Below are 18,557 nucleotides of genomic sequence, written 5' to 3' on the forward strand. Positions count from 1 at the left end.
GTCAAGGTTTATAAAATTATACTTTAAAGATACCGCCAAAGACAATCACCCGCTGTAAAAAATAAAAACTCTGTGATGCTCTGTCCGACGGATTATGAGTTGTTCTGATATCATCCATATTGATATAACCGCCTTTTAATTCCGTTTGCAAAAAGAAATGTTTGAAAAAGGTGAGGTTTAATCCTATTTTAGCCGACACACCATATCCGGAAATATGGAAATCGTCATGACGTTCTTTACCCATTAACATGGCATTTGTCTTCGGATATAAAAATCCGGCACCGATTCCTTCGGTGATGTTAACTTGAAACTTATCGGTGTTTCTGATTTTAAAGATTTTTGAAATATCATCCACCCGACAAAACTCAGTGTTTACATAATTTAAACCGTCTGTATGTTCAAATGTTAAAAACTCTTCGGTTAAAACAATCGGATCATGGTTGTACACACCGTCAAAAGGGCCGCCTTCATTGATGGTGCCGGTTATGTTAACAGTTTGATTTTGTTGCATAACGTACTTCATATGATCTAATCCTATAGATATGTTGTAGTGATCACTTACATAATATCCTATTCTGAAATTCGTCTGGGGAATAGTCATTCTCAACGGATTAATATAATCTATTTGCCATCCCTTGGGTTTGTCTCCGGCTCCCACATTGTCAAGAGTAAAATCATAATTGTCTCCTTTAAAACGAATGTCTGATTTTGAAAAACTCTCTCGATTTCCTCCCCAGTAAATATAAAATTTTCCTTTGTTGTGTGCTGTATACTTATCAGGCTTTATACTTTGTTCTTGTGCTGTTATGTTTTGTGTTAAGGCATAAAAAATAACGAATAAAAATATCTTTTTCAAGGCTTGGATTGTCTAATGTATTAAAATGAGTTTATTGTTTTTCGGATTGCGGTTAAACGTGTCATTAATCCTTCAAAATAGTCCAAATGCAACATATTAGCGCCATCACTTTTGGCATTGGCCGGATCAAAATGGGTTTCAATAAAGATACCGTCAACACCAACAGCAATTCCTGCTTTGGCTATGGTTTCAATCATATCGGGTCTACCGCCGGTAACTCCGGTTGTTTGATTGGGTTGCTGTAACGAATGAGTAACATCCAGCACAGTGGTAGCGTAGTTTTGCATGGTTGGTATACCTCGGAAATCTACAATCATATCTTGGTAGCCAAACATAGTTCCTCTGTCGGTTACCATCACATTTTCGTTTTGGCAATCCAATACTTTTTGAACAGCATGCTTCATGCTTTCCGGACTCATGAATTGTCCTTTCTTCAAATTAACGGTTTTTCCTGTTTTGGCGGCAGCGACTACCAAGTCGGTTTGTCGGACTAAGAAGGCCGGAATTTGTAAAACATCCACATATTGAGCCGCCATGGCTGCGTCTTCATTAGTGTGAATGTCTGTTATGGTAGGAATTTGAAACGTTTCAGAAACTTTTCGGAGTATTTTCAGCGCTTTTTCATCGCCTATGCCCGAAAAACTGTCAATTCGAGAACGATTTGCTTTTTTGAAAGATCCCTTGAAAACATAGGGGATTTGGAGTTTGTCGGTAATACCGACTAATTTTTCGGCAATTTTCATTGCCATTTCTTCGCCCTCTATGGCACAGGGTCCGGCTAGGACGAAGAAGTTTCCACTCTCAATATGCTTGATTTGTGGAATGTTACTGATATTCATAAACTTTTAGATTTAAAAATCGCTAAGTTATGAAATTTTTTAGTAAATTTTAAAGATATTTTTTGAAGCTATTTTTTGGCTGAAAGGCCCATTGGAATTAACAAATATCCTCTTTCATAAATATTTAGATAAAGACGGATCGGATTTTTTTGTCCATCCCAAGTTAGTTCATAGATGTCCAGGAAACCGGCTCCCATTTCAAATCTTTTGGTAGGAAACGGGCAGCAACTTTCTACTTTAGTGTATGTGATTTTTTCACCATTGGGTCCGGCCAATGCTCTCAAAAAACGCTCGGCATTGAGGTTTTCGTCTTTGGCATTTTTGTAAAAAACATTAATCGGATAATCGGGGTCATAGCCGTATTTTTTGTCTTTGCTGTATTCGGTAACCAAAAAGGCATTGTCTTTTGTTAAGGTAGGCGTTGGGGCATTGTCATCTACATTTTTGAGTGTTGATTTGGTGCTGATACATGAAGTACAAAGTAAAATCAATAGGCTCAATGCGACTGCTTTAGACGGATTCATCATGATAAAAGACTTTTTTAAAAGAATAGCAATAACCGTGCAAATTATTTTTTGTTTTTAATCATCAGGGAAACCAAAGCTCCTGCGGTGCTTCCCATGGACAAGGTGTTGAATATACTTTGGATAATATAGCTTTTTAAATTAAAATAGCTTTCGGCATCTTTCTCTGAAATATGGAATTTGAGATTCTGACTTTTCGTTTTGTACTCGATTATCGTTTCAAAAAAATGTGGTGTGATACTTTTGTAAATAACCAATTGGGCAACCGGCATGAGTATGGCAATAAAGAAGGACAAAATGATACCGCTCACAAACCCTTGCCGCCATGTAATTTGATTGTTGAAAAAGTATTTTTTCTTTTCGGATAGTGCCAAATAGTAGAACAAAAAAGCAGGAAGTGCAAATAGATTGGTATACAAGGCATATCGGTCAATGTATTGATCGTGCAAACCGGTAAATTTTTCTCCGATAGCCCAAGCTAAGACCAATAATATAAAGCGAAGTGTCCATCTTATTTCGGTGCTGAAGTTTTTCATTGGTGCTGAAATTTGAATCCAAAAGTACTTCATTTCACTTAAAATAGTGGTAAACATTTTTATATTTCTATTTTTGTAAAAAAAATCATTTATGGAACTGATAACACATACTTGGCACTGGGCACTGTCCGGTTTTTTAATCGGTATGATTATGTTGACCCTGACTTATTTCGGAAAAGCCTTCGGGATGTCTTCTAATTTACGCTCACTTTGTGCCATGACCGGTATCGGAAAGCGTTTTTCTTTTTTTGATTGGGATTGGAAGTCACAGCGTTGGAATCTGGTGGTTGTTTTTGGAGCCATGATTGGCGGTTATGTGGCTGTACATTTTATGAGTGATGCTTCCAATGTAGCTCTCAATCCGAAAACCGTAATGCAGTTAAGTGACATGGGTATCGAGGCCCCAAATGGGAAATTATTACCTGAAAAACTCTTCGGAGAATCTGTTTTTAAATCTCCCAAAATGATTTTTATACTGGCTTTGGGTGGAATCTTAATCGGCTTTGGGTCTCGCTATGCGGGTGGTTGTACTTCCGGTCATGCTATTTCGGGACTGAGTAATTTACAATGGCCTTCTCTGAAAGCCGTTATCGGATTCTTTATAGGGGGCTTGCTCATGGCTCATATGATTTTACCTTTAATTTTTTAAGCGATGAATTTTATTAAATACATTATAGTGGGTTTTGTTTTTGGTGTGGTTTTGACCAAAGCCGAAGCCGTTTCCTGGTACCGAATTTATGAAATGTTCCAATTTCAGTCGTTTCACATGTACGGTATCATTATGACGGCCGTTGCTACGGGTTTGATTGGGATACAAATCATCAAGCGAAAACAATTGAAAGATATTAAAGGAAATCCGATAGTGATTTTAGACAAAGAAAAAGGAAATGCCCGATACTGGATTGGCGGAACTTTGTTTGGTCTGGGATGGGCTATGGTAGGTTCGTGTCCGGGTCCTATTTTTATATTATTTGGTTCCGGTTTTTGGAGTGTGGGAATTATATTGTTGGGCGCTATCTTCGGCACTTTTTTATATGGCGCCATCAAAGACAATCTGCCACATTAAATAACAAGTTCTTCTTAATGAAGCGTTATTTGTTTTTTGTTCATTTTTAAAATGCCGTAGGTCAGCAACAATTGTGCCGTGAGGTAGGTAGTCATAATCCAAAAAGTGGCTAAAGGCACGGTCACATAAAATTTGTCGACGGCCAAAATACTATCGGACAGCACAAATAAAGCGGCACCGATGAGAATAAAATATTTGGATTCTTTTTTCCATCTGAGCCAACCTTTCAAAGCACTCAGCAACATGATTGAAATGGTTAAGGCATAGATAATTACCGGAAGTTTTAATTTTCCTAGCTTGGGCAAGAGCAAGGCCAGAAATCCAAAAAGATAAGCAGATACAGCGACAAAACCCAACCAAAATCCTGATTTGTTTCGAAGTAGCGGTTGTGATTTTTGTTTGGTAAACAGTAGGATGTAAAAAAAATGAGCGATTAAAAACAACACCAATCCGATGATAAAATAGAGGTCTCCCTGGTCGGAAAAAAGCAACACACAATCGCCCAGCCACGAAAAAAATAAAGCGGTAAGCAACAGCTTTTTGGTCTCAAAAATTTTATGGATGTAAACGGTGTAGAGTAAAAAAGGAAGTAATAACGGCTTCAGATACATCGCAATGTCTTCTAATCGCAGGGCTATAACGAGAAGATAGCCCAAACAAAAAGCAATAAAAATTTTTAAGATACCATTACTTTTTCTCATCGTATTTTTTGTGTTTTAAGTGCGTTAAATTCTATTGTAACAAAATAAAAAGACATCAAGAGCGACAGGCAGAAATAGGATACCAAAATCATTGAAGCAAAGGAATAAAATCGATTCAAACCGAACCAATCGCCATAATAAAATAAAATGGCTATGGCGAGAGAAAACCGAATCGTTTCCCATAAAAGAGAAAACTTTTGAGTATCCATTAATTCGGTGTAACTGTATATGGTGATAAACACAAACAAGCCGTACACAAATATGTGCGGCAACCCAATAACGGCTATATTTCCGAACAAATAACTAATCAGCCCTAATGTGCTGAACAATTGGATTAATGCCCAATACAACAATATTTTGGAATACGGTTTGTCGTATTTTTTAAAATGATACACATCGTTTATTTTTTCAACCGGATATTTTTCATCGAAACCTTCCGGGCGCCATCCGGTTGGTTTAAACCAAATGGTTAATTTGTCTTTCCAATTCTCGGCGCGATAGGCATCTTTCAGTAACAGCCATAAATGTTGGAAATTTATTTTTATGGGATTCCAGGTATGTGCCGGACGCGTGATTCCGAACACGGCAGGAACATCTTCTTTTTCTTCTTGAAATGTGCCGAATAATTTATCCCAAACAATAAAAATCTGACCGTGATTTTTATCCATATATTCCGGATTGATGGCATGATGCACTCTGTGATGGGAAGGTGTAACGATTATTTTTTCCAAAAACCCAAGCTTTCCGATATATCGGGTATGGTACCAAAATTGTAAAAAAAGATGAATCGGCAAGGTAATGGCAATGACGGTCGACGGAACTCCCAAAATAGCCGCAGGCAATAATAAGAAAGTAAACAAATTGATAAAACTCGAAATCGGTTGGCGCAGAGCACAAGCCAAGTTGAATTCTTCACTACTGTGATGAATGGCGTGTTTGTTCCAGAACAAGTTTATTTGATGTGCCCAGCGGTGGCTCCAATAGCCGTAAAAATCAATCACGATAAAAGCAATGGCATACGTCATCAACGAGTTTTGAATATGCCAAATGGCCCAATGCGACTCCATCCATTCATACGATATGATGGCGATACTCAATCCCAATGCATCCTTTACCGCATTGGTCATCCCCGAGCTGATACTCGAAATACTGTCCATCATCGGCGCATGGTCAATGCCCTTGAAATAGCCGTATGCTTTCTCAATAACAATCAACAATAGAAAAAACGGCATGGCTATGAGTAATATCTTTCCGTATTGTTCCATTTGCGTTCTTATTTGTGTATCAAATATATAAATTTCAGAACAGTTTATCTTTTCAAAATAAAATGTGCTTTAAATTCTTTCCTGTTTACCTCAAACTTGTTCCTCGACAAGATTGTGGAACAAGACGAAATTAGTACAAAATTATTATTGTATTCATTTTTTTAAGAATACGTTCTTTTTTGAGTTAAAATTTTTGGAATTTAAAACCGAAAGTGCCATTGAATCGTAATTTATCCAGGTTTACCCGGTTTTATTCCTTTTAAAATCGATAAAAAACCAATAAAATCAACGAATGGCAGTGCGGATGCATTTAATAGAGTTTTTTGGTAACACATCGGAAAAAATGGTTTGCTACTGTTATCGAAATTAATTTTGCCCTGTTATTAGTTTCCAAATCTAAAAAACGACTACATGAAAAGAAGACTATTATTATCGATTTTGATATTGTGTTTTGTTACAGTAGTAAAGGCACAATGTACTTTGACCGGCACACCAAATGTAAACTCCAGTACGATTACCTGTAGTACTTTTTCGGGATGTACCACCATCTATATCGGAGACGGAACGAATCCGACAAACTTGGTGATGAATCAAAATTTGAATTTGAGCTGTTATGGGGTTATTCAATTTGTTATCCGAAACAATGCAAACATTGATTTCTCTAACGGTAACTATGACATGACGCTAGCAGCCGGTTCGTCAATAGTAATTGAAAACGGCGGAAATATCAGCGCAGGAAGTAACTGTAGCGCTTCCGACTTAATTAAAATCGGTTCTATTAAAGTGGCTTCATGTAATGGAAGCGGCGGGGCCATAACTGATTTCCCAACATTAGTTAATGATGGTGGATTTAACGTTGTGATTGCTTCTGCTACAGCTGTTTGTGGTTCGGGAACCTCTACCATTACGGCTTCTCAAAATCCGGCACCGACTTCTTCTACTACATTCAAATTCTATACAGTAGCTTCGGGCGGTACTCCGGTGTATACCACAACGGCTTCATCCAGCCCGTATACAGTAACGTACACCACACCAACCATTTCTGCTTCAACTACATATTATGTTGAGGCGGTAACTGTTTCCAGTGGTGCCACTACACCCAGAAAAGCTGTTGCCATTACAGTAAATCCACTTCCTGCAGCACCTACAGTTTCTACAACGCAACCCACTTGTACTGTGGCCACCGGAACGATTACGATTTCGAATCCAACGGGAAGCGGAATGACATACAGCATTAACGGCACAACCTACACCAATACCACAGGAATTTTCAGCGGTTTGAATGCCGGAACTTATAATGTAACAGCCAAAAGTGCTGCGGGATGTATTTCATCGGCAACAAGCGCTGTCATTAATGCACAACCATTCGTACCTGCACAACCTACATTGGGAAGTTTGGCTCAGCCAACCTGTACTATTGCCACCGGAACTTTTTCAATTACGAATTACAATGCCTCTTACACTTATACCGCTTCACCAAGCACCGGAGTTACTATTTCGGGCTCCTCTGTAACGGCACCGGCCGGAACTTATACAATCACAGCAACTTCGGGATCATGTAGTTCTGTGGCTTCCAACAGCATCGTAATTTCATCGCAACCAACGAATACTTGGAATGGTTCCGTTTGGTCAAATGGTGCTCCGACTTCAGCTCAGAAATTAGTGTTCTCCGGTAATTATTCTTCAACCGGAAATGTATCGGGTTGTACATGTCAGGTAACTTCGGGATCCGTAACATTTAACTCAGGTCACACCTTGAGTATTGTAAATGAGGTATCGGTAAATCCGGGGGGATCCTTAATTTTTGAAAATAATGCTTCTTTGGTTCAAACCAACAATGCTTCGGTGAATTCGGGTAATATAACGTACAAGCGCAATTCCACGCCGATGAAACTTTATGATTACAGCTATTGGTCTTCACCGGTGAGTGGTGCTACATTAAGCCAGGTTCCCGGAGATTCATATTTTTATTCTTTTAATCCTACCGCTAATACTTATGTGGCTCAAACAGCGTCAACAGTTATGGCTGCAGGAGTGGGATATTTGTCGAGAACTCCAGAGAATTTAACGTATAGCCCTTCATTAATCTTACCGGCCATATTTCACGGAGTGCCTAATAACGGAGTGATTTCAACTCCGATAATCAAATCGGCCGGGACTAACAATCTGATAGGGAATCCTTATCCGTCGGCTATTGATATCGATTTGTTTATTACGGATCCTTCAAATTCTGCTATCGTTAACGGTACTATATATTTATGGACACACAATACCGCAATTGTGAGCGGAAATTATTCGGCTAACGATTACGCTAAGTATAATTTAACGGGTGGAGTTGGTACCGGCTTCGGAACGGCAGCCTTATCAGGTGGTGCCGTACCTACCGGAAAGGTTGCTGCAGGACAAGGCTTTTTCATCGAGGCTAATACTAGTGCCGCAAACGGAACCTATTCGGCGGTGTTTAAAAACTCCATGCGAATTGCAGGCAATAACAGTCAGTTTTTCAGAACTAATTCTCCATCCGAGAATAATGAAGGTGGTTTGGTATCTCAAGGCTTGGAAAAACACCGTTTGTGGATTTCCTTAACAAACGATGAAGGCGCTTACAACCAAATGTTGTTGGGATACATCGAAAATGCTACTGACGGTATGGATCGTTTATTTGACGGAAAAACAACCCCGGTTGGTAACCCGGTTGCGATTTACACTCAAGTGGATACTATCGATTTGTCCATTCAAGGCAAAGCCCTTCCGTTTTCCTCAAATGATATTGTGCCTTTGGGATATTCAACAACTATCAACGGTAATTTAACCATATCTTTGGAAAACTTTGATGGTTTATTTGATAACCAAGAGGTGTATCTTTTGGACAAAAACACCGGTTTGTATCACAATTTAAAAAATGCTAATTATACTTTTAATACTTCAGCCGGAACTTTTAATGACCGATTTGAATTGCGATACAGTACCGAAGCTTTAGGAGTGAACCATCCTGTTGTTTCAGAAAGCGATGTAAAAGTAGTTTCCAATGCCAACGGGATTTCGGTGTATTGCAGTGCTGCTGCTATTACCAAAGTGGAAATGTTTGATGTGTTAGGGAAAATAGTATACCGAAACGAGGCACTTCAAACCAATGCTTTAGAGTCGGTTTCAATTCAAAATAACGGAATGTTGTTGGTGAAAGTAACGCTTGACAACGGATTGACCTATACAAAGAAAACGTTGATACAATAACTAACCCTGTTATCATGTCAACTGCCACCTAATCGAAAGATTCAGGTGGTTTTTTGTTAATAGAGAAAGTTAATCGGCCAGACGGCGCAGTTTATTTTTGTCGATAATCTTAATTTTTTTACCTATTAAGTCTATCAGTCCTTCTTTTTTGAGTTCAGAAAGTAATCGAATACAACTCTCGGTAGCCGTTCCGATCATACCGGCCAATTCTTCACGGGACAATTGAAGACGCAAAGCGCCTTCTGTATCGGTATTAAAGTTTTCTTCAAGGTAAATTAAGGTTCCGGCTAAGCGCTCTTTTACGTTTTTTTGGGCCAAATTCACCATGTGGTCGTCGGCCTCTTTTAAGTCACCGCAAATGGTGCGCATCACATTCATGGAAAATTGATTGTTTTGGGTGAAAAATTGCAAAACTTCGCTTTTGGGAATAAAACAAACCTCCATGTCTTCCATAGCTACGGCACTCAGATTGGCAGGTTCTTCACTAATCATGGAGCGTTGTCCCAATAGTTCACCGGGTTTTACCAATTTTACAATTTGGTCTTTGCCGTTAGAGCTTAATTTAGATAATTTACAAACCCCGTCTTTCACACAATAAATACCATTCGTAACCTCGCCTTCCTCAAAAATAGGTTCGCCTTTTTTTATGGTATACGACGTTTTGCATTCGGCCATTTTAAGCAGTTCGTCTTTGCTCAATGCCTTCAGAGAACTGAATTGCCTCACGATACATTGTTCACATTTACTCATACGGTTTAGGTTTGCTATTACAAATATATTTAAAGTATGACAAATATCATATTTTAATTTTAGCCATAGTGCCAACTTTGCCAAAGGTAAATGAGCAAATTATAAATTATGAATCCATCACAGTGTTTCCATTGTGGTAATGAAATTGTAGAGAAAGACCGAATTGTTTTTGAGGCTAAAAGTTTTTGTTGTAACGGTTGTAAAACGGTTTACGAAATTTTCAGTCAGAATGACTTAACGTGTTACTACGATTTTCAATCGGCACCGGGTGCCACACCACTTGATATTAAAGGTAAATACGATTTTTTAGCCAATGAGGCCATTGTCAACCAACTCCTCGATTTCCAAGAAAATACAACCGCTATTGTTTCATTGTATATTCCTCATATACACTGTAGTTCGTGTATTTGGATTTTGGAGAATCTACAAAAGCTTCAGCCGGGAATCATAGCTTCTCAGGTAAACTTTCCCAACAAAAAAGTCCGCATTACGTATCATTCTGAAAAGACCCATCTCAAAGCCATTGTGGAATTGCTCTGTTCCATAGGATACGAGCCTTACATTAGTTTAGAAAATTTCGGAGAGAGTAAAAAGAGGGTTGACCGCTCTTTGATTTACAAATTGGGTGTCGCTTTTTTCAGTTTCGGAAATATTATGTTGCTTTCTTTTCCCGAGTATTTTGAAGTAGGGGAATTTTGGATTGAACAATATAAAGATTTCTTCCGTTGGCTCATTTTCGCATTATCGTTACCGGCTTTTATTTATTCGGCTTCCGGCTATTATGTGGCGGCTTGGAAGAGTTTAAAACAAGGGTTACTCAATATCGAAATTCCTATTGCTTTGGGAATTGTAGTAATGTTTATTCGAAGCACAGTGGATATCATTTTTGGCTTCGGACAAGGTTTTTTCGACAGCATGTGTGGGTTGATATTTTTTATGTTGCTCGGTAAGTTATTTCAACAAAAAACCTACGATTTTTTGTCGTTTGAACGCGATTATAAATCGTATTTCCCGATAGCCATTACAAAAATACTGCCCGATGGACAAGAAGAAGCCATACAGGTATACGATATTAAAAAAGGAGATCGTCTGTTGATTCGGAACCAAGAATTGATTCCGGTTGACGGGATTTTGATTTCCGAAAAGGCTTCAATCGATTATAGTTTTGTGACAGGTGAAGCAGTTCCGATTGAAAAAGAATCGGGAGACAAAATTTTTGCCGGCGGCAAGCAATTGGGTAAGCTTATCGAAATGGAAGTCCTGTTTTCGGTATCGCAAAGTTATTTGACCCAATTATGGAGTAATGATGTTTTCCAGAAAAAAGTAGAACAAAAACACAAATCCATTACCGATAAAGTCAGTCATTATTTCACGCCGGCTTTGTTGCTACTCGCCGTTCTGTCTTTCGGATATTGGATATTCATAGATGTGAGTACTGCTTTCAATGTATTTACAGCCATCCTTATTGTAGCTTGTCCGTGTGCTTTGGCGCTCACAGCTCCGTTTACGCTGGGTAATGTGCTGCGCATCATGGGGAACCGAAAGTTGTATCTTAAAAACGCCATCGTAATAGAGCAACTGGCCAAAGTGGATACCATTGTATTCGATAAGACGGGAACCATAACCACCAATAAAAAAACGTCAATTACTTATGAGGGCGAAATCTTGAACGATTTTGAGTTAAAACTAATCAAGAATGCGCTCCGGGGTTCCAACCATCCGTTGAGTCGTCGCTTGTATGATTATTTACCGCCTCAAGAACTTGTTGGAGTCAGCCATTTTGAAGAAATAATAGGGAAAGGAGTTATTGCCGAATTGGAAGGCGGTACCGTCAAATTAGGTTCCTCTCAGTTCTTACAACATATGAGCGAAGCAACCCATAAGAAAACCAAAGTCCATGTCGAAATCAACGGTGTATACAAAGGCAGTTATGTGTTCAATAACCAATACCGTCAAGGTTTGGAGCAACTGTTTGAAGAATTGGCTAAGAAGTATGAATTGGTTGTATTGTCGGGAGATAACGATGGAGAGCGTAAAATTTTAGAAAAAATGTTACCTCCAAGTACACATTTGGTATTCAATCAAAAGCCGGAGCAAAAATTGGTTTACATCGATTCGTTACAACAACAAGGTAAAAATGTATTAATGGTTGGAGATGGTCTTAATGATGCCGGTGCCTTGGCACAGAGTAATGTGGGAATTTCCATTTCTGAAAATGTCAATGTGTTCTCACCGGCATGTGACGGTATTTTAGATGCCGGCCAGTTTTCAAAAATTGCGTTCTTTCTGCGGTATTCTAAAAATGCAATGTTAATTATTTATATGAGTTTCGGATTGTCGTTACTGTATAACGTGGTTGGATTGAGCTATGCTGTAACCGGTAATTTATTACCCATAGTGGCCGCTATTATCATGCCGTTGAGTACTATAACTATTGTCAGTTTTGTAACCTTAATGAGTAATGTGTTTGCCGCCAAAAAATAAAAACAAGTATGACAAATGTCATATTTTAAGAATAACCACAACAGTAATTTTGTCTAACACAAATTAGAGGTATGAGTGTCATTTATATGTTAATCTCGATAAGTATTGTAGTTGCTGTATTCTTTCTCTACGCTTTCATTAAAGCGGTTAGAGGCGGACAATATGACGACGACTATACGCCATCTGTCAGAATGCTTTTTGACGACGAGCTCGTAAAAGAAACTAACAAAAATCAAATTAATATAACCGAAGAAAAACAATTATAATTATGGAAATGCAACAATTTCAGTATGACAACAAAATTGTAAGGAACTTCATTTACGCCAGTATCGTTTTTGGTGTGGTTGGGATGTTAGTTGGGCTAATACTAGCATTTATGTTTTTATTTCCCAATGTAACCAGCGGAATTTCCTTTTTAAGTTTTGGACGACTCAGACCGTTACACACCAATGCGGTAATTTTCGCGTTTGTGGGGAATGCCATGTTTGCCGGAATTTATTACTCTATGCAACGCTTGCTCAAAGCCAGAATGTTTAGTGATTTTTTAAGCAAACTCCACTTTTGGGGTTGGCAATTAATTATTGTAGCCGCCGCCGTTACATTGCCGTTAGGCTATACGACTTCTAAAGAATATGCCGAGTTAGAATGGCCGATTGACATCGCTATAGCTTTGATTTGGGTAGTGTTCGGTATCAACATGATTGGTACCATTATTAAAAGGAGAGAACGTCATATTTATGTTGCTATTTGGTTCTATATAGCCACTTTTGTTACGGTGGCCGTACTTCATATTTTTAACAGTTTAGCATTACCGGTTTCTTTATCGGGTATGAAATCGTATTCGGTGTATGCCGGTGTACAAGATGCCTTAGTGCAATGGTGGTACGGACACAATGCAGTGGCTTTCTTCTTGACTACACCATTCCTGGGGATGATGTATTACTTTGTGCCGAAAGCGGCTAACAGACCGGTGTATTCTTACCGATTGTCCATCATTCACTTCTGGTCGTTAATCTTTATTTACATCTGGGCCGGACCACACCACTTGTTGTATTCTGCGCTACCGGATTGGGCTCAAAATCTTGGAGTAGTGTTCTCCGTAATGTTGATTGCGCCGTCTTGGGGTGGTATGATTAACGGCTTGTTAACCCTTCGTGGTGTTTGGGATAAAGTACGTACCGATGCCGTATTGAAATTTTACGTAGTAGCGATTACGGGTTATGGTATGGCTACGTTTGAAGGACCAATGTTATCCTTGAAAAACGTAAATGCTATTGCACACTTTACCGATTGGATTATTGCTCACGTTCACGTTGGTGCCTTGGCTTGGAACGGATTTTTATCATTCGGTATGATTTACTGGTTAATCCCAAGAATGACCAAATCCAAATTATATTCTGAAAAATTAGCCAACTTCCATTTTTGGATTGGTACTTTAGGAATTGTGTTGTACGCCTTGCCTATGTATGTAGCCGGGTTTACTCAAGCTTCAATGTGGAAACAATTCAAGCCGGATGGAACCTTACAATACGGCAACTTCTTAGAAACGGTAACTCAGATTATTCCAATGTATTGGATGCGTGCCATCGGTGGTACTTTGTATTTAGTTGGTGTTTTAGTATTGGTTTACAATATTGTCAAAACCATCAAACAAGGTGCGGCTATCGAAGACGATGCTGCTGAAGCTCCTGAGTTAGCCGTTATCAGCCCGAACCGCCTAAAAGGAGAAAAATGGCACACTTGGTTGGAAAGAAAACCGGTAAAATTCATGGTCTATACTACTATTGCCATCTTAATTGGTGGTATGGTACAAATTTTACCGACAATTTTGGTGAAATCAAATATCCCGACTATCGCCGCGGTAAAACCGTATACACCACTTGAATTACAAGGACGCGATATTTACATCAGAGAGGGTTGTGTAAGTTGTCACTCCCAATTAATCCGACCATTCCGTTCCGAGGTGGAGCGTTACGGGGATTATTCTAAATCAGGCGAATATGTTTACGATCACCCGTTCTTGTGGGGTTCTAAACGTACCGGACCGGATTTACACCGTGAAGGTGTACCGGGTAAACCATTCAACGGCGGTAGAGATGATGTGTGGCATTTTAACCATATGTACGATCCGCAAAGTATTTCCCCGGGTTCTATTATGCCAAGATACCAATGGTTAATTAAAAATCAGTTAGACAATTCGACGCTGCAAGCTAAGATGGAAACTATGGTAACCTTGGGAGTACCATATACCCAACAAGACATTGCCGAGGCATTAAAAACAGCCGATGCGCAAGCGTCTAAAATTGAAAGCAAATTACTGGCTAATCCGGACATCAAAAAAGCTTTTGGGGAAGCCAAAGAAGTGCCGTTGAAAGACCGAGAAATCATTGCTCTTATTGCTTACTTACAGCGTTTAGGAACCGATACCCAGGTGAAATCTAAATAATACAAGTTATGTTAAAGTTTGTCAAACACAATTTAGAAACCATTACCGGTGTAGAAATCTACCCGATAATATCGCTGACGATTTTCTTTACCGCTTTTGTATTGTTCACGGTTTGGGCGATGACCTACAGTAAAGAAACCATTGAAAGAGTTAGTGAGCTTCCTTTGGAAGACTAATCAATCACAATAAAAAATATAAAAATGAAAAAATTAATTCCTTCATACGTAAGAGTACCACTGATTTTCGCCTTTGTTTTCGGCGCTTTGGAATACTTCATTGATTCGGGCGATCGTCCGGCTTTTATCAAGTTCCCTATGGTCGGTTTGTTTTTAGTGGTTTTCCTTTTTTTACTGGTAGCCATTGAAATTGTAATAAGTGCTATCGATAAAGTAACGTATCATATGCTAACCGATGCGCAACGTCAACAATTAAAAGAAGCGCAATCGGTATCGTTTACAGAAAGTAAATGGATTCAAGGTCTCATGAAGTCCATGACACGTTCCAAAGCCATAGAGCAAGAAGCCGATGTAATGCTCGAGCACGATTACGACGGTATTAAAGAGTTGGATAATGTGTTACCGCCATGGTGGGTTTATCTTTTCTATATTACTATTATTTTTAGTATTGTTTACTTGGTACGTTTTCATGTAATGGGCGATTACAACCAAGCCCAAGAGTTCGATCAAGAAGTGGCTGCGGCTAAATTGGAAATTGAAAAGAATCAGCTTATCGCGCCTAAGGAAGAAATTACTTTAGACAAGGTTACCATGTTAACCGATGCCGAGAGTTTGGCTAAAGGAAAAGAAATATTTGCGAATGCTTGTGCGGCTTGTCACAAAGCAGACGGAGGCGGAGTCGTTGGACCTAACTTAACCGATGAATATTGGATTAACGGTGGCGGTATCAAAAATGTATTTAAATTGATTGCAGAAGGTAGTAAAAACAACCCTACGATGGTAGGATGGGCGAAAACCTTAGGCACTAAAGAAGTACAAAAAGTAGCCAGCTACGTTATGAGCTTACAAGGCACCAAACCGGCCGGAGCTAAAGCACCGGAAGGGGAAAAATGGGTTGAGGAAGCCGCTCCTAAAACGGAGGCTGCTCCGGTCGCTGATAGTACATCGGTAGTTCAAAAACAGTAAATTTATATAAAGGCTTTGAACTTAGGTTCGAAGCCTTTTAAACCCAAAGCATCCAATCGTTAATTCTACATACCATGTCAACCGTTAACCATGATGAAAGTTTTAGAGATAGTATAGCTACTATTGATGAAAAGGGAAAAAGAGCTTTTATTCATCCCAAAAAACCTTCCGGTCCGTTTTATGATAAAAGAAAATGGCTCAGTTATTTTTTGTTGGTTTTTTTGTTATCGGCGCCCTTTATTAAAATTAACGGCAATCAGTTCTTACTTTTTAATGTAGTTGATCGAAGATTTAACATTTTCAGTTTTCCGTTTTGGCCGCAGGATTTCCATCTTTTTGTGATCTCCATGATTATCGGAGTCGTAGGATTGGCGTTGTTTACCGTGGCATTCGGGCGTATTTTTTGCGGATGGTTTTGTCCGCAGACTATTTTTATGGAAATGGTGTTCCGACGCATCGAATTTTGGATCGACGGCGACAGAGCACAACAAATGCGCTTGGCAAAACAAGCATGGGATGCCGAAAAAATCAGAAAGAGAGTCGGTAAATGGATGATATTCTTTTTGATTTCTTTCATCATTGCGAATGTGTTTTTGGCCTATTTGATAGGAAGTGATGAACTTATCCAATTTATCAAAGAAGGACCAACACAAAATACCGGAACGCTCATTGCCTTGTTGATTTTTACCGCGGTATTCTACTTTATTTACGCTTGGTTCAGAGAACAAGTGTGTATTATTGCTTGTCCGTACGGCAGAATGCAAGGCGTTTTATTGGATAACAAAACCATTAATGTAGCTTACGATCATGTACGTGGCGAAGGAGAATCGGGCAGAGGAAAGTTTAATAAGAATGAAGATCGTAAAGCACTGGGCAAAGGCGATTGTATTGATTGTAAAGTGTGTGTACATGTGTGTCCAACCGGAATCGATATCCGTAACGGGGTACAATTAGAATGTATTAATTGCACCGCTTGTATTGATGAATGTGATGCCATCATGGAAAAAGTCGGATTTCCAAAAGGATTAATTCGGTATGCCAGTGAAGACGAAATTGTGAAAAAAGAACCATTCCGGTTAACTACCAGAATGAAAGGGTACATAGCCGTATTGGCTATTTTGGTTGGCGTATTCATCGGAATGTTATTCCTGAGAAATGAAGTTGAAGCTACGGTACTGCATACTCCGGGACAATTGTTTCAACGCGAAGGACATCACATTGTCAATATTTACAATTATGATATTGTCAATAAAACCAATCAGGATTTTAACAATGTCACCTTCAAGCTCATCGAGCCCAAAGGTGAAATTAAACTGGTTGGTAGCCCCACAGCCAAAGTGCCAAAGCAAGGTTTGGCGAAAGGAACTTTTTTTGTCAAAATATTGGAAAGCGATTTAGAAGACGAAAAAGTGGCGCTTAAAATAGAAGTTTACAGTAACAGTAAACACATCGAAACGGCGACTACCAATTTTGTAGGGCCGAGAAGTTTTAATTAAAAACAGCATATTATGAAAATCAATTGGGGAAAAGGAATAGTCATCGCATTTGCACTATTTATGAGTTTCATACTGTATTTTGTGTTTAAAGTACAGTCGAATGACAAATACAACAACGAACTGGTAACACAAGAATACTACAAAAAAGAAAAATTAGTACAACAAAATATTGAAAGCACAGAGAATGCCAATAGTTTATCGGAAAAAGTGCTGATTGCCAAAACCGAAAACGGCATCGTAGTCCGTTTTCCGAAAACATTAAACCCTGCTCTCATTCAAGGAAAAGTATCCCTATACAGACCGTCCAACCAAAAACTGGATTTTGATACCCCGATTTCATTATCCGGTTCCGATTTGCTCATACCTAAAAACAATCTGGTTGGCGGTCTATGGGATATTATTGTAGCTTGGGAATACGAAGGTAAAACCTATTTGAATAAAGAAGAAATCTATTTCTAAAAGGCTAAAATCTAAGAAATCTAATCATCTGATATGCTCTACACTGCAATCCTTTTTGGCTTACTCTCCAGTTTACACTGCATTGGTATGTGTGGACCCATTGCCATGATGTTGCCGGTAAATCACCAAAATCCAACCCGGAAAGCCGTACAAATTTTACTGTATCATGTTGGGCGATTAACCGCTTACGGCATGTTGGGTTTGTTGTTTGGTTTATTAGGTAAAGGGTTCTATATGGCCGGATTTCAACAGCAGTTATCCATTGTCGTAGGTGTTGGTATGATTCTTTTAGCGATAGTACCCGAGAAAACATTGGCGCGATACAATTTTTCCAGACCGGTTCATAAATTCATTGCATCCGTTAAAACCCGTTTGGGACAACAATTTAGACGAAAAACCGCAGACGCTTTTTTCACCATAGGCTTTTTCAACGGTTTATTGCCTTGCGGATTGGTTTATGCTGCGCTGTTTGGCGCCGTGGCCATGCAAAATAGTTTTTACGGATTGGCCTATATGGTACTCTACGGATTGGGAACGATCCCAATGATGAGCGCTGTCGTGTATGCCGGTTCTTTGTTGTCAATGCCAATCCGAAATAAATTGCAAAAAGTGGTACCCGTAATTACCGTTATTTTAGGGCTGTTGTTTGTCCTTCGCGGTATGGGATTGGATATCGCATATGTATCGCCGAGTCAAATGGACTTATTTGTCCAAGCGGCGGCAAATTGTCACTAAAAATCAACCCTTAAAATACACACC

18 protein-coding genes are annotated in these 18,557 nt (G+C 39.1%); 11 read left to right on the forward strand and 7 right to left on the reverse strand.

Going from position 1 to position 18,557, the window contains the following annotated elements; translation table 11 throughout:
- Nucleotides 1–16: 16 nt before the first annotated feature.
- From QHT84_RS04715 to QHT84_RS04730, 4 genes are all read right to left on the reverse strand, one after another.
- Nucleotides 17–856: a hypothetical protein gene (locus QHT84_RS04715; RefSeq protein ID WP_407649233.1), complete on the reverse strand. Its 840-nt coding sequence runs from the start codon at nt 854–856 to the stop codon at nt 17–19.
- Between the two features lie 20 nt (nt 857–876).
- Entirely contained in the window at nt 877–1,695 is an 819-nt protein-coding gene (gene kdsA / locus QHT84_RS04720; RefSeq protein ID WP_283238399.1) for a 3-deoxy-8-phosphooctulonate synthase, read from the reverse strand.
- A gap of 68 nt (nt 1,696–1,763) precedes the next feature.
- The gene (locus tag QHT84_RS04725; RefSeq protein WP_407649235.1) at nt 1,764–2,219 is read right to left on the reverse strand and encodes a 2-dehydro-3-deoxyphosphooctonate aldolase; all 456 of its coding nucleotides are present in this window, start codon (nt 2,217–2,219) and stop codon (nt 1,764–1,766) included.
- 44 nt (nt 2,220–2,263) lie between these two features.
- Entirely contained in the window at nt 2,264–2,755 is a 492-nt protein-coding gene (locus tag QHT84_RS04730) for a DUF4199 domain-containing protein (protein WP_283238401.1), read from the reverse strand.
- Nucleotides 2,756–2,846: 91 nt separating this feature from the next.
- Here QHT84_RS04730 and QHT84_RS04735 point away from each other — a divergent pair, with 91 nt between their 5' ends.
- Nucleotides 2,847–3,404, forward strand: a complete 558-nt coding sequence (locus tag QHT84_RS04735; RefSeq protein WP_283238402.1) for a YeeE/YedE family protein — start codon at nt 2,847–2,849, stop codon at nt 3,402–3,404.
- A 3-nt stretch (nt 3,405–3,407) separates the two neighbouring features.
- Nucleotides 3,408–3,821 (forward strand): DUF6691 family protein, encoded by a 414-nt coding sequence (locus QHT84_RS04740; protein ID WP_283238403.1) that lies wholly within the window; start codon nt 3,408–3,410, stop codon nt 3,819–3,821.
- Between the two features lie 14 nt (nt 3,822–3,835).
- Here QHT84_RS04740 and QHT84_RS04745 read toward each other — a convergent pair whose 3' ends face one another.
- Complete coding sequence (locus QHT84_RS04745) at nt 3,836–4,522, reverse strand: lysoplasmalogenase (protein ID WP_283238404.1); 687 nt, start codon at nt 4,520–4,522, stop codon at nt 3,836–3,838.
- Nucleotides 4,519–5,787: a sterol desaturase family protein gene (locus tag QHT84_RS04750; RefSeq protein ID WP_283238405.1), complete on the reverse strand. Its 1,269-nt coding sequence runs from the start codon at nt 5,785–5,787 to the stop codon at nt 4,519–4,521. The genes QHT84_RS04745 and QHT84_RS04750 overlap by 4 nt, the downstream gene beginning before the upstream one ends.
- Nucleotides 5,788–6,198: 411 nt before the next feature.
- Here QHT84_RS04750 and QHT84_RS04755 point away from each other — a divergent pair, with 411 nt between their 5' ends.
- Nucleotides 6,199–9,021 carry an Ig-like domain-containing protein gene (locus QHT84_RS04755; protein WP_283238406.1) on the forward strand — a complete coding sequence of 941 codons (2,823 nt, stop codon included), beginning with the start codon at nt 6,199–6,201 and terminating at the stop codon, nt 9,019–9,021.
- A gap of 69 nt (nt 9,022–9,090) precedes the next feature.
- Here QHT84_RS04755 and QHT84_RS04760 read toward each other — a convergent pair whose 3' ends face one another.
- Nucleotides 9,091–9,771: a Crp/Fnr family transcriptional regulator gene (locus QHT84_RS04760; protein WP_283238407.1), complete on the reverse strand. Its 681-nt coding sequence runs from the start codon at nt 9,769–9,771 to the stop codon at nt 9,091–9,093.
- Between the two features lie 108 nt (nt 9,772–9,879).
- Between QHT84_RS04760 and QHT84_RS04765 the strand changes: the two genes are divergently transcribed.
- The 8 genes from QHT84_RS04765 to QHT84_RS04800 all read left to right on the forward strand — a co-directional run bounded on the left by QHT84_RS04765 (nt 9,880) and on the right by QHT84_RS04800 (nt 18,533).
- A complete protein-coding gene (locus QHT84_RS04765; RefSeq protein WP_283238408.1) occupies nt 9,880–12,255 on the forward strand; it encodes a heavy metal translocating P-type ATPase in 2,376 nt (791 codons plus the stop codon).
- A gap of 71 nt (nt 12,256–12,326) precedes the next feature.
- The gene (ccoS, locus tag QHT84_RS04770) at nt 12,327–12,521 is read left to right on the forward strand and encodes a cbb3-type cytochrome oxidase assembly protein CcoS (protein WP_121313422.1); all 195 of its coding nucleotides are present in this window, start codon (nt 12,327–12,329) and stop codon (nt 12,519–12,521) included.
- A gap of 2 nt (nt 12,522–12,523) precedes the next feature.
- A complete protein-coding gene (gene ccoN, locus QHT84_RS04775; protein ID WP_283238409.1) occupies nt 12,524–14,701 on the forward strand; it encodes a cytochrome-c oxidase, cbb3-type subunit I in 2,178 nt (725 codons plus the stop codon).
- 8 nt (nt 14,702–14,709) lie between these two features.
- Nucleotides 14,710–14,877 carry a CcoQ/FixQ family Cbb3-type cytochrome c oxidase assembly chaperone gene (locus tag QHT84_RS04780; protein WP_283238410.1) on the forward strand — a complete coding sequence of 56 codons (168 nt, stop codon included), beginning with the start codon at nt 14,710–14,712 and terminating at the stop codon, nt 14,875–14,877.
- A gap of 24 nt (nt 14,878–14,901) precedes the next feature.
- A complete protein-coding gene (locus QHT84_RS04785; protein ID WP_283238411.1) occupies nt 14,902–15,843 on the forward strand; it encodes a cbb3-type cytochrome c oxidase N-terminal domain-containing protein in 942 nt (313 codons plus the stop codon).
- 74 nt (nt 15,844–15,917) lie between these two features.
- Nucleotides 15,918–17,339 carry a cytochrome c oxidase accessory protein CcoG gene (ccoG, locus tag QHT84_RS04790; protein ID WP_283238412.1) on the forward strand — a complete coding sequence of 474 codons (1,422 nt, stop codon included), beginning with the start codon at nt 15,918–15,920 and terminating at the stop codon, nt 17,337–17,339.
- Nucleotides 17,340–17,351: 12 nt separating this feature from the next.
- On the forward strand, nt 17,352–17,798 hold the full coding sequence (locus QHT84_RS04795) for a FixH family protein (RefSeq protein WP_283238413.1): 447 nt from the start codon (nt 17,352–17,354) through the stop codon (nt 17,796–17,798).
- A gap of 33 nt (nt 17,799–17,831) precedes the next feature.
- Complete coding sequence (locus QHT84_RS04800) at nt 17,832–18,533, forward strand: sulfite exporter TauE/SafE family protein (RefSeq protein ID WP_283238414.1); 702 nt, start codon at nt 17,832–17,834, stop codon at nt 18,531–18,533.
- Nucleotides 18,534–18,557 lie beyond the last annotated feature (24 nt).

The sequence above is a fragment of the Flavobacterium sedimenticola genome (assembly GCF_030053345.1).
GTDB lineage: Bacteria > Bacteroidota > Bacteroidia > Flavobacteriales > Flavobacteriaceae > Flavobacterium > Flavobacterium sedimenticola.

Bases quoted from the DNA above. Each gene is read 5' to 3' on its own strand.
- kdsA (WP_283238399.1), bottom strand. From the start codon at position 1,695: ATGAATATCAGTAACATTCCACAAATCAAGCATATTGAGAGTGGAAAC.
- QHT84_RS04725 (WP_407649235.1), bottom strand. From the start codon at position 2,219: ATGAATCCGTCTAAAGCAGTCGCATTGAGCCTATTGATTTTACTTTGT.
- QHT84_RS04730 (WP_283238401.1), bottom strand. From the start codon at position 2,755: ATGAAAAACTTCAGCACCGAAATAAGATGGACACTTCGCTTTATATTA.
- QHT84_RS04735 (WP_283238402.1), top strand. From the start codon at position 2,847: ATGGAACTGATAACACATACTTGGCACTGGGCACTGTCCGGTTTTTTA.
- QHT84_RS04740 (WP_283238403.1), top strand. From the start codon at position 3,408: ATGAATTTTATTAAATACATTATAGTGGGTTTTGTTTTTGGTGTGGTT.
- QHT84_RS04745 (WP_283238404.1), bottom strand. From the start codon at position 4,522: ATGAGAAAAAGTAATGGTATCTTAAAAATTTTTATTGCTTTTTGTTTG.
- QHT84_RS04750 (WP_283238405.1), bottom strand. From the start codon at position 5,787: ATGGAACAATACGGAAAGATATTACTCATAGCCATGCCGTTTTTTCTA.
- QHT84_RS04755 (WP_283238406.1), top strand. From the start codon at position 6,199: ATGAAAAGAAGACTATTATTATCGATTTTGATATTGTGTTTTGTTACA.
- QHT84_RS04760 (WP_283238407.1), bottom strand. From the start codon at position 9,771: ATGAGTAAATGTGAACAATGTATCGTGAGGCAATTCAGTTCTCTGAAG.
- QHT84_RS04765 (WP_283238408.1), top strand. From the start codon at position 9,880: ATGAATCCATCACAGTGTTTCCATTGTGGTAATGAAATTGTAGAGAAA.
- ccoS (WP_121313422.1), top strand. From the start codon at position 12,327: ATGAGTGTCATTTATATGTTAATCTCGATAAGTATTGTAGTTGCTGTA.
- ccoN (WP_283238409.1), top strand. From the start codon at position 12,524: ATGGAAATGCAACAATTTCAGTATGACAACAAAATTGTAAGGAACTTC.
- QHT84_RS04780 (WP_283238410.1), top strand. From the start codon at position 14,710: ATGTTAAAGTTTGTCAAACACAATTTAGAAACCATTACCGGTGTAGAA.
- QHT84_RS04785 (WP_283238411.1), top strand. From the start codon at position 14,902: ATGAAAAAATTAATTCCTTCATACGTAAGAGTACCACTGATTTTCGCC.
- ccoG (WP_283238412.1), top strand. From the start codon at position 15,918: ATGTCAACCGTTAACCATGATGAAAGTTTTAGAGATAGTATAGCTACT.
- QHT84_RS04795 (WP_283238413.1), top strand. From the start codon at position 17,352: ATGAAAATCAATTGGGGAAAAGGAATAGTCATCGCATTTGCACTATTT.
- QHT84_RS04800 (WP_283238414.1), top strand. From the start codon at position 17,832: ATGCTCTACACTGCAATCCTTTTTGGCTTACTCTCCAGTTTACACTGC.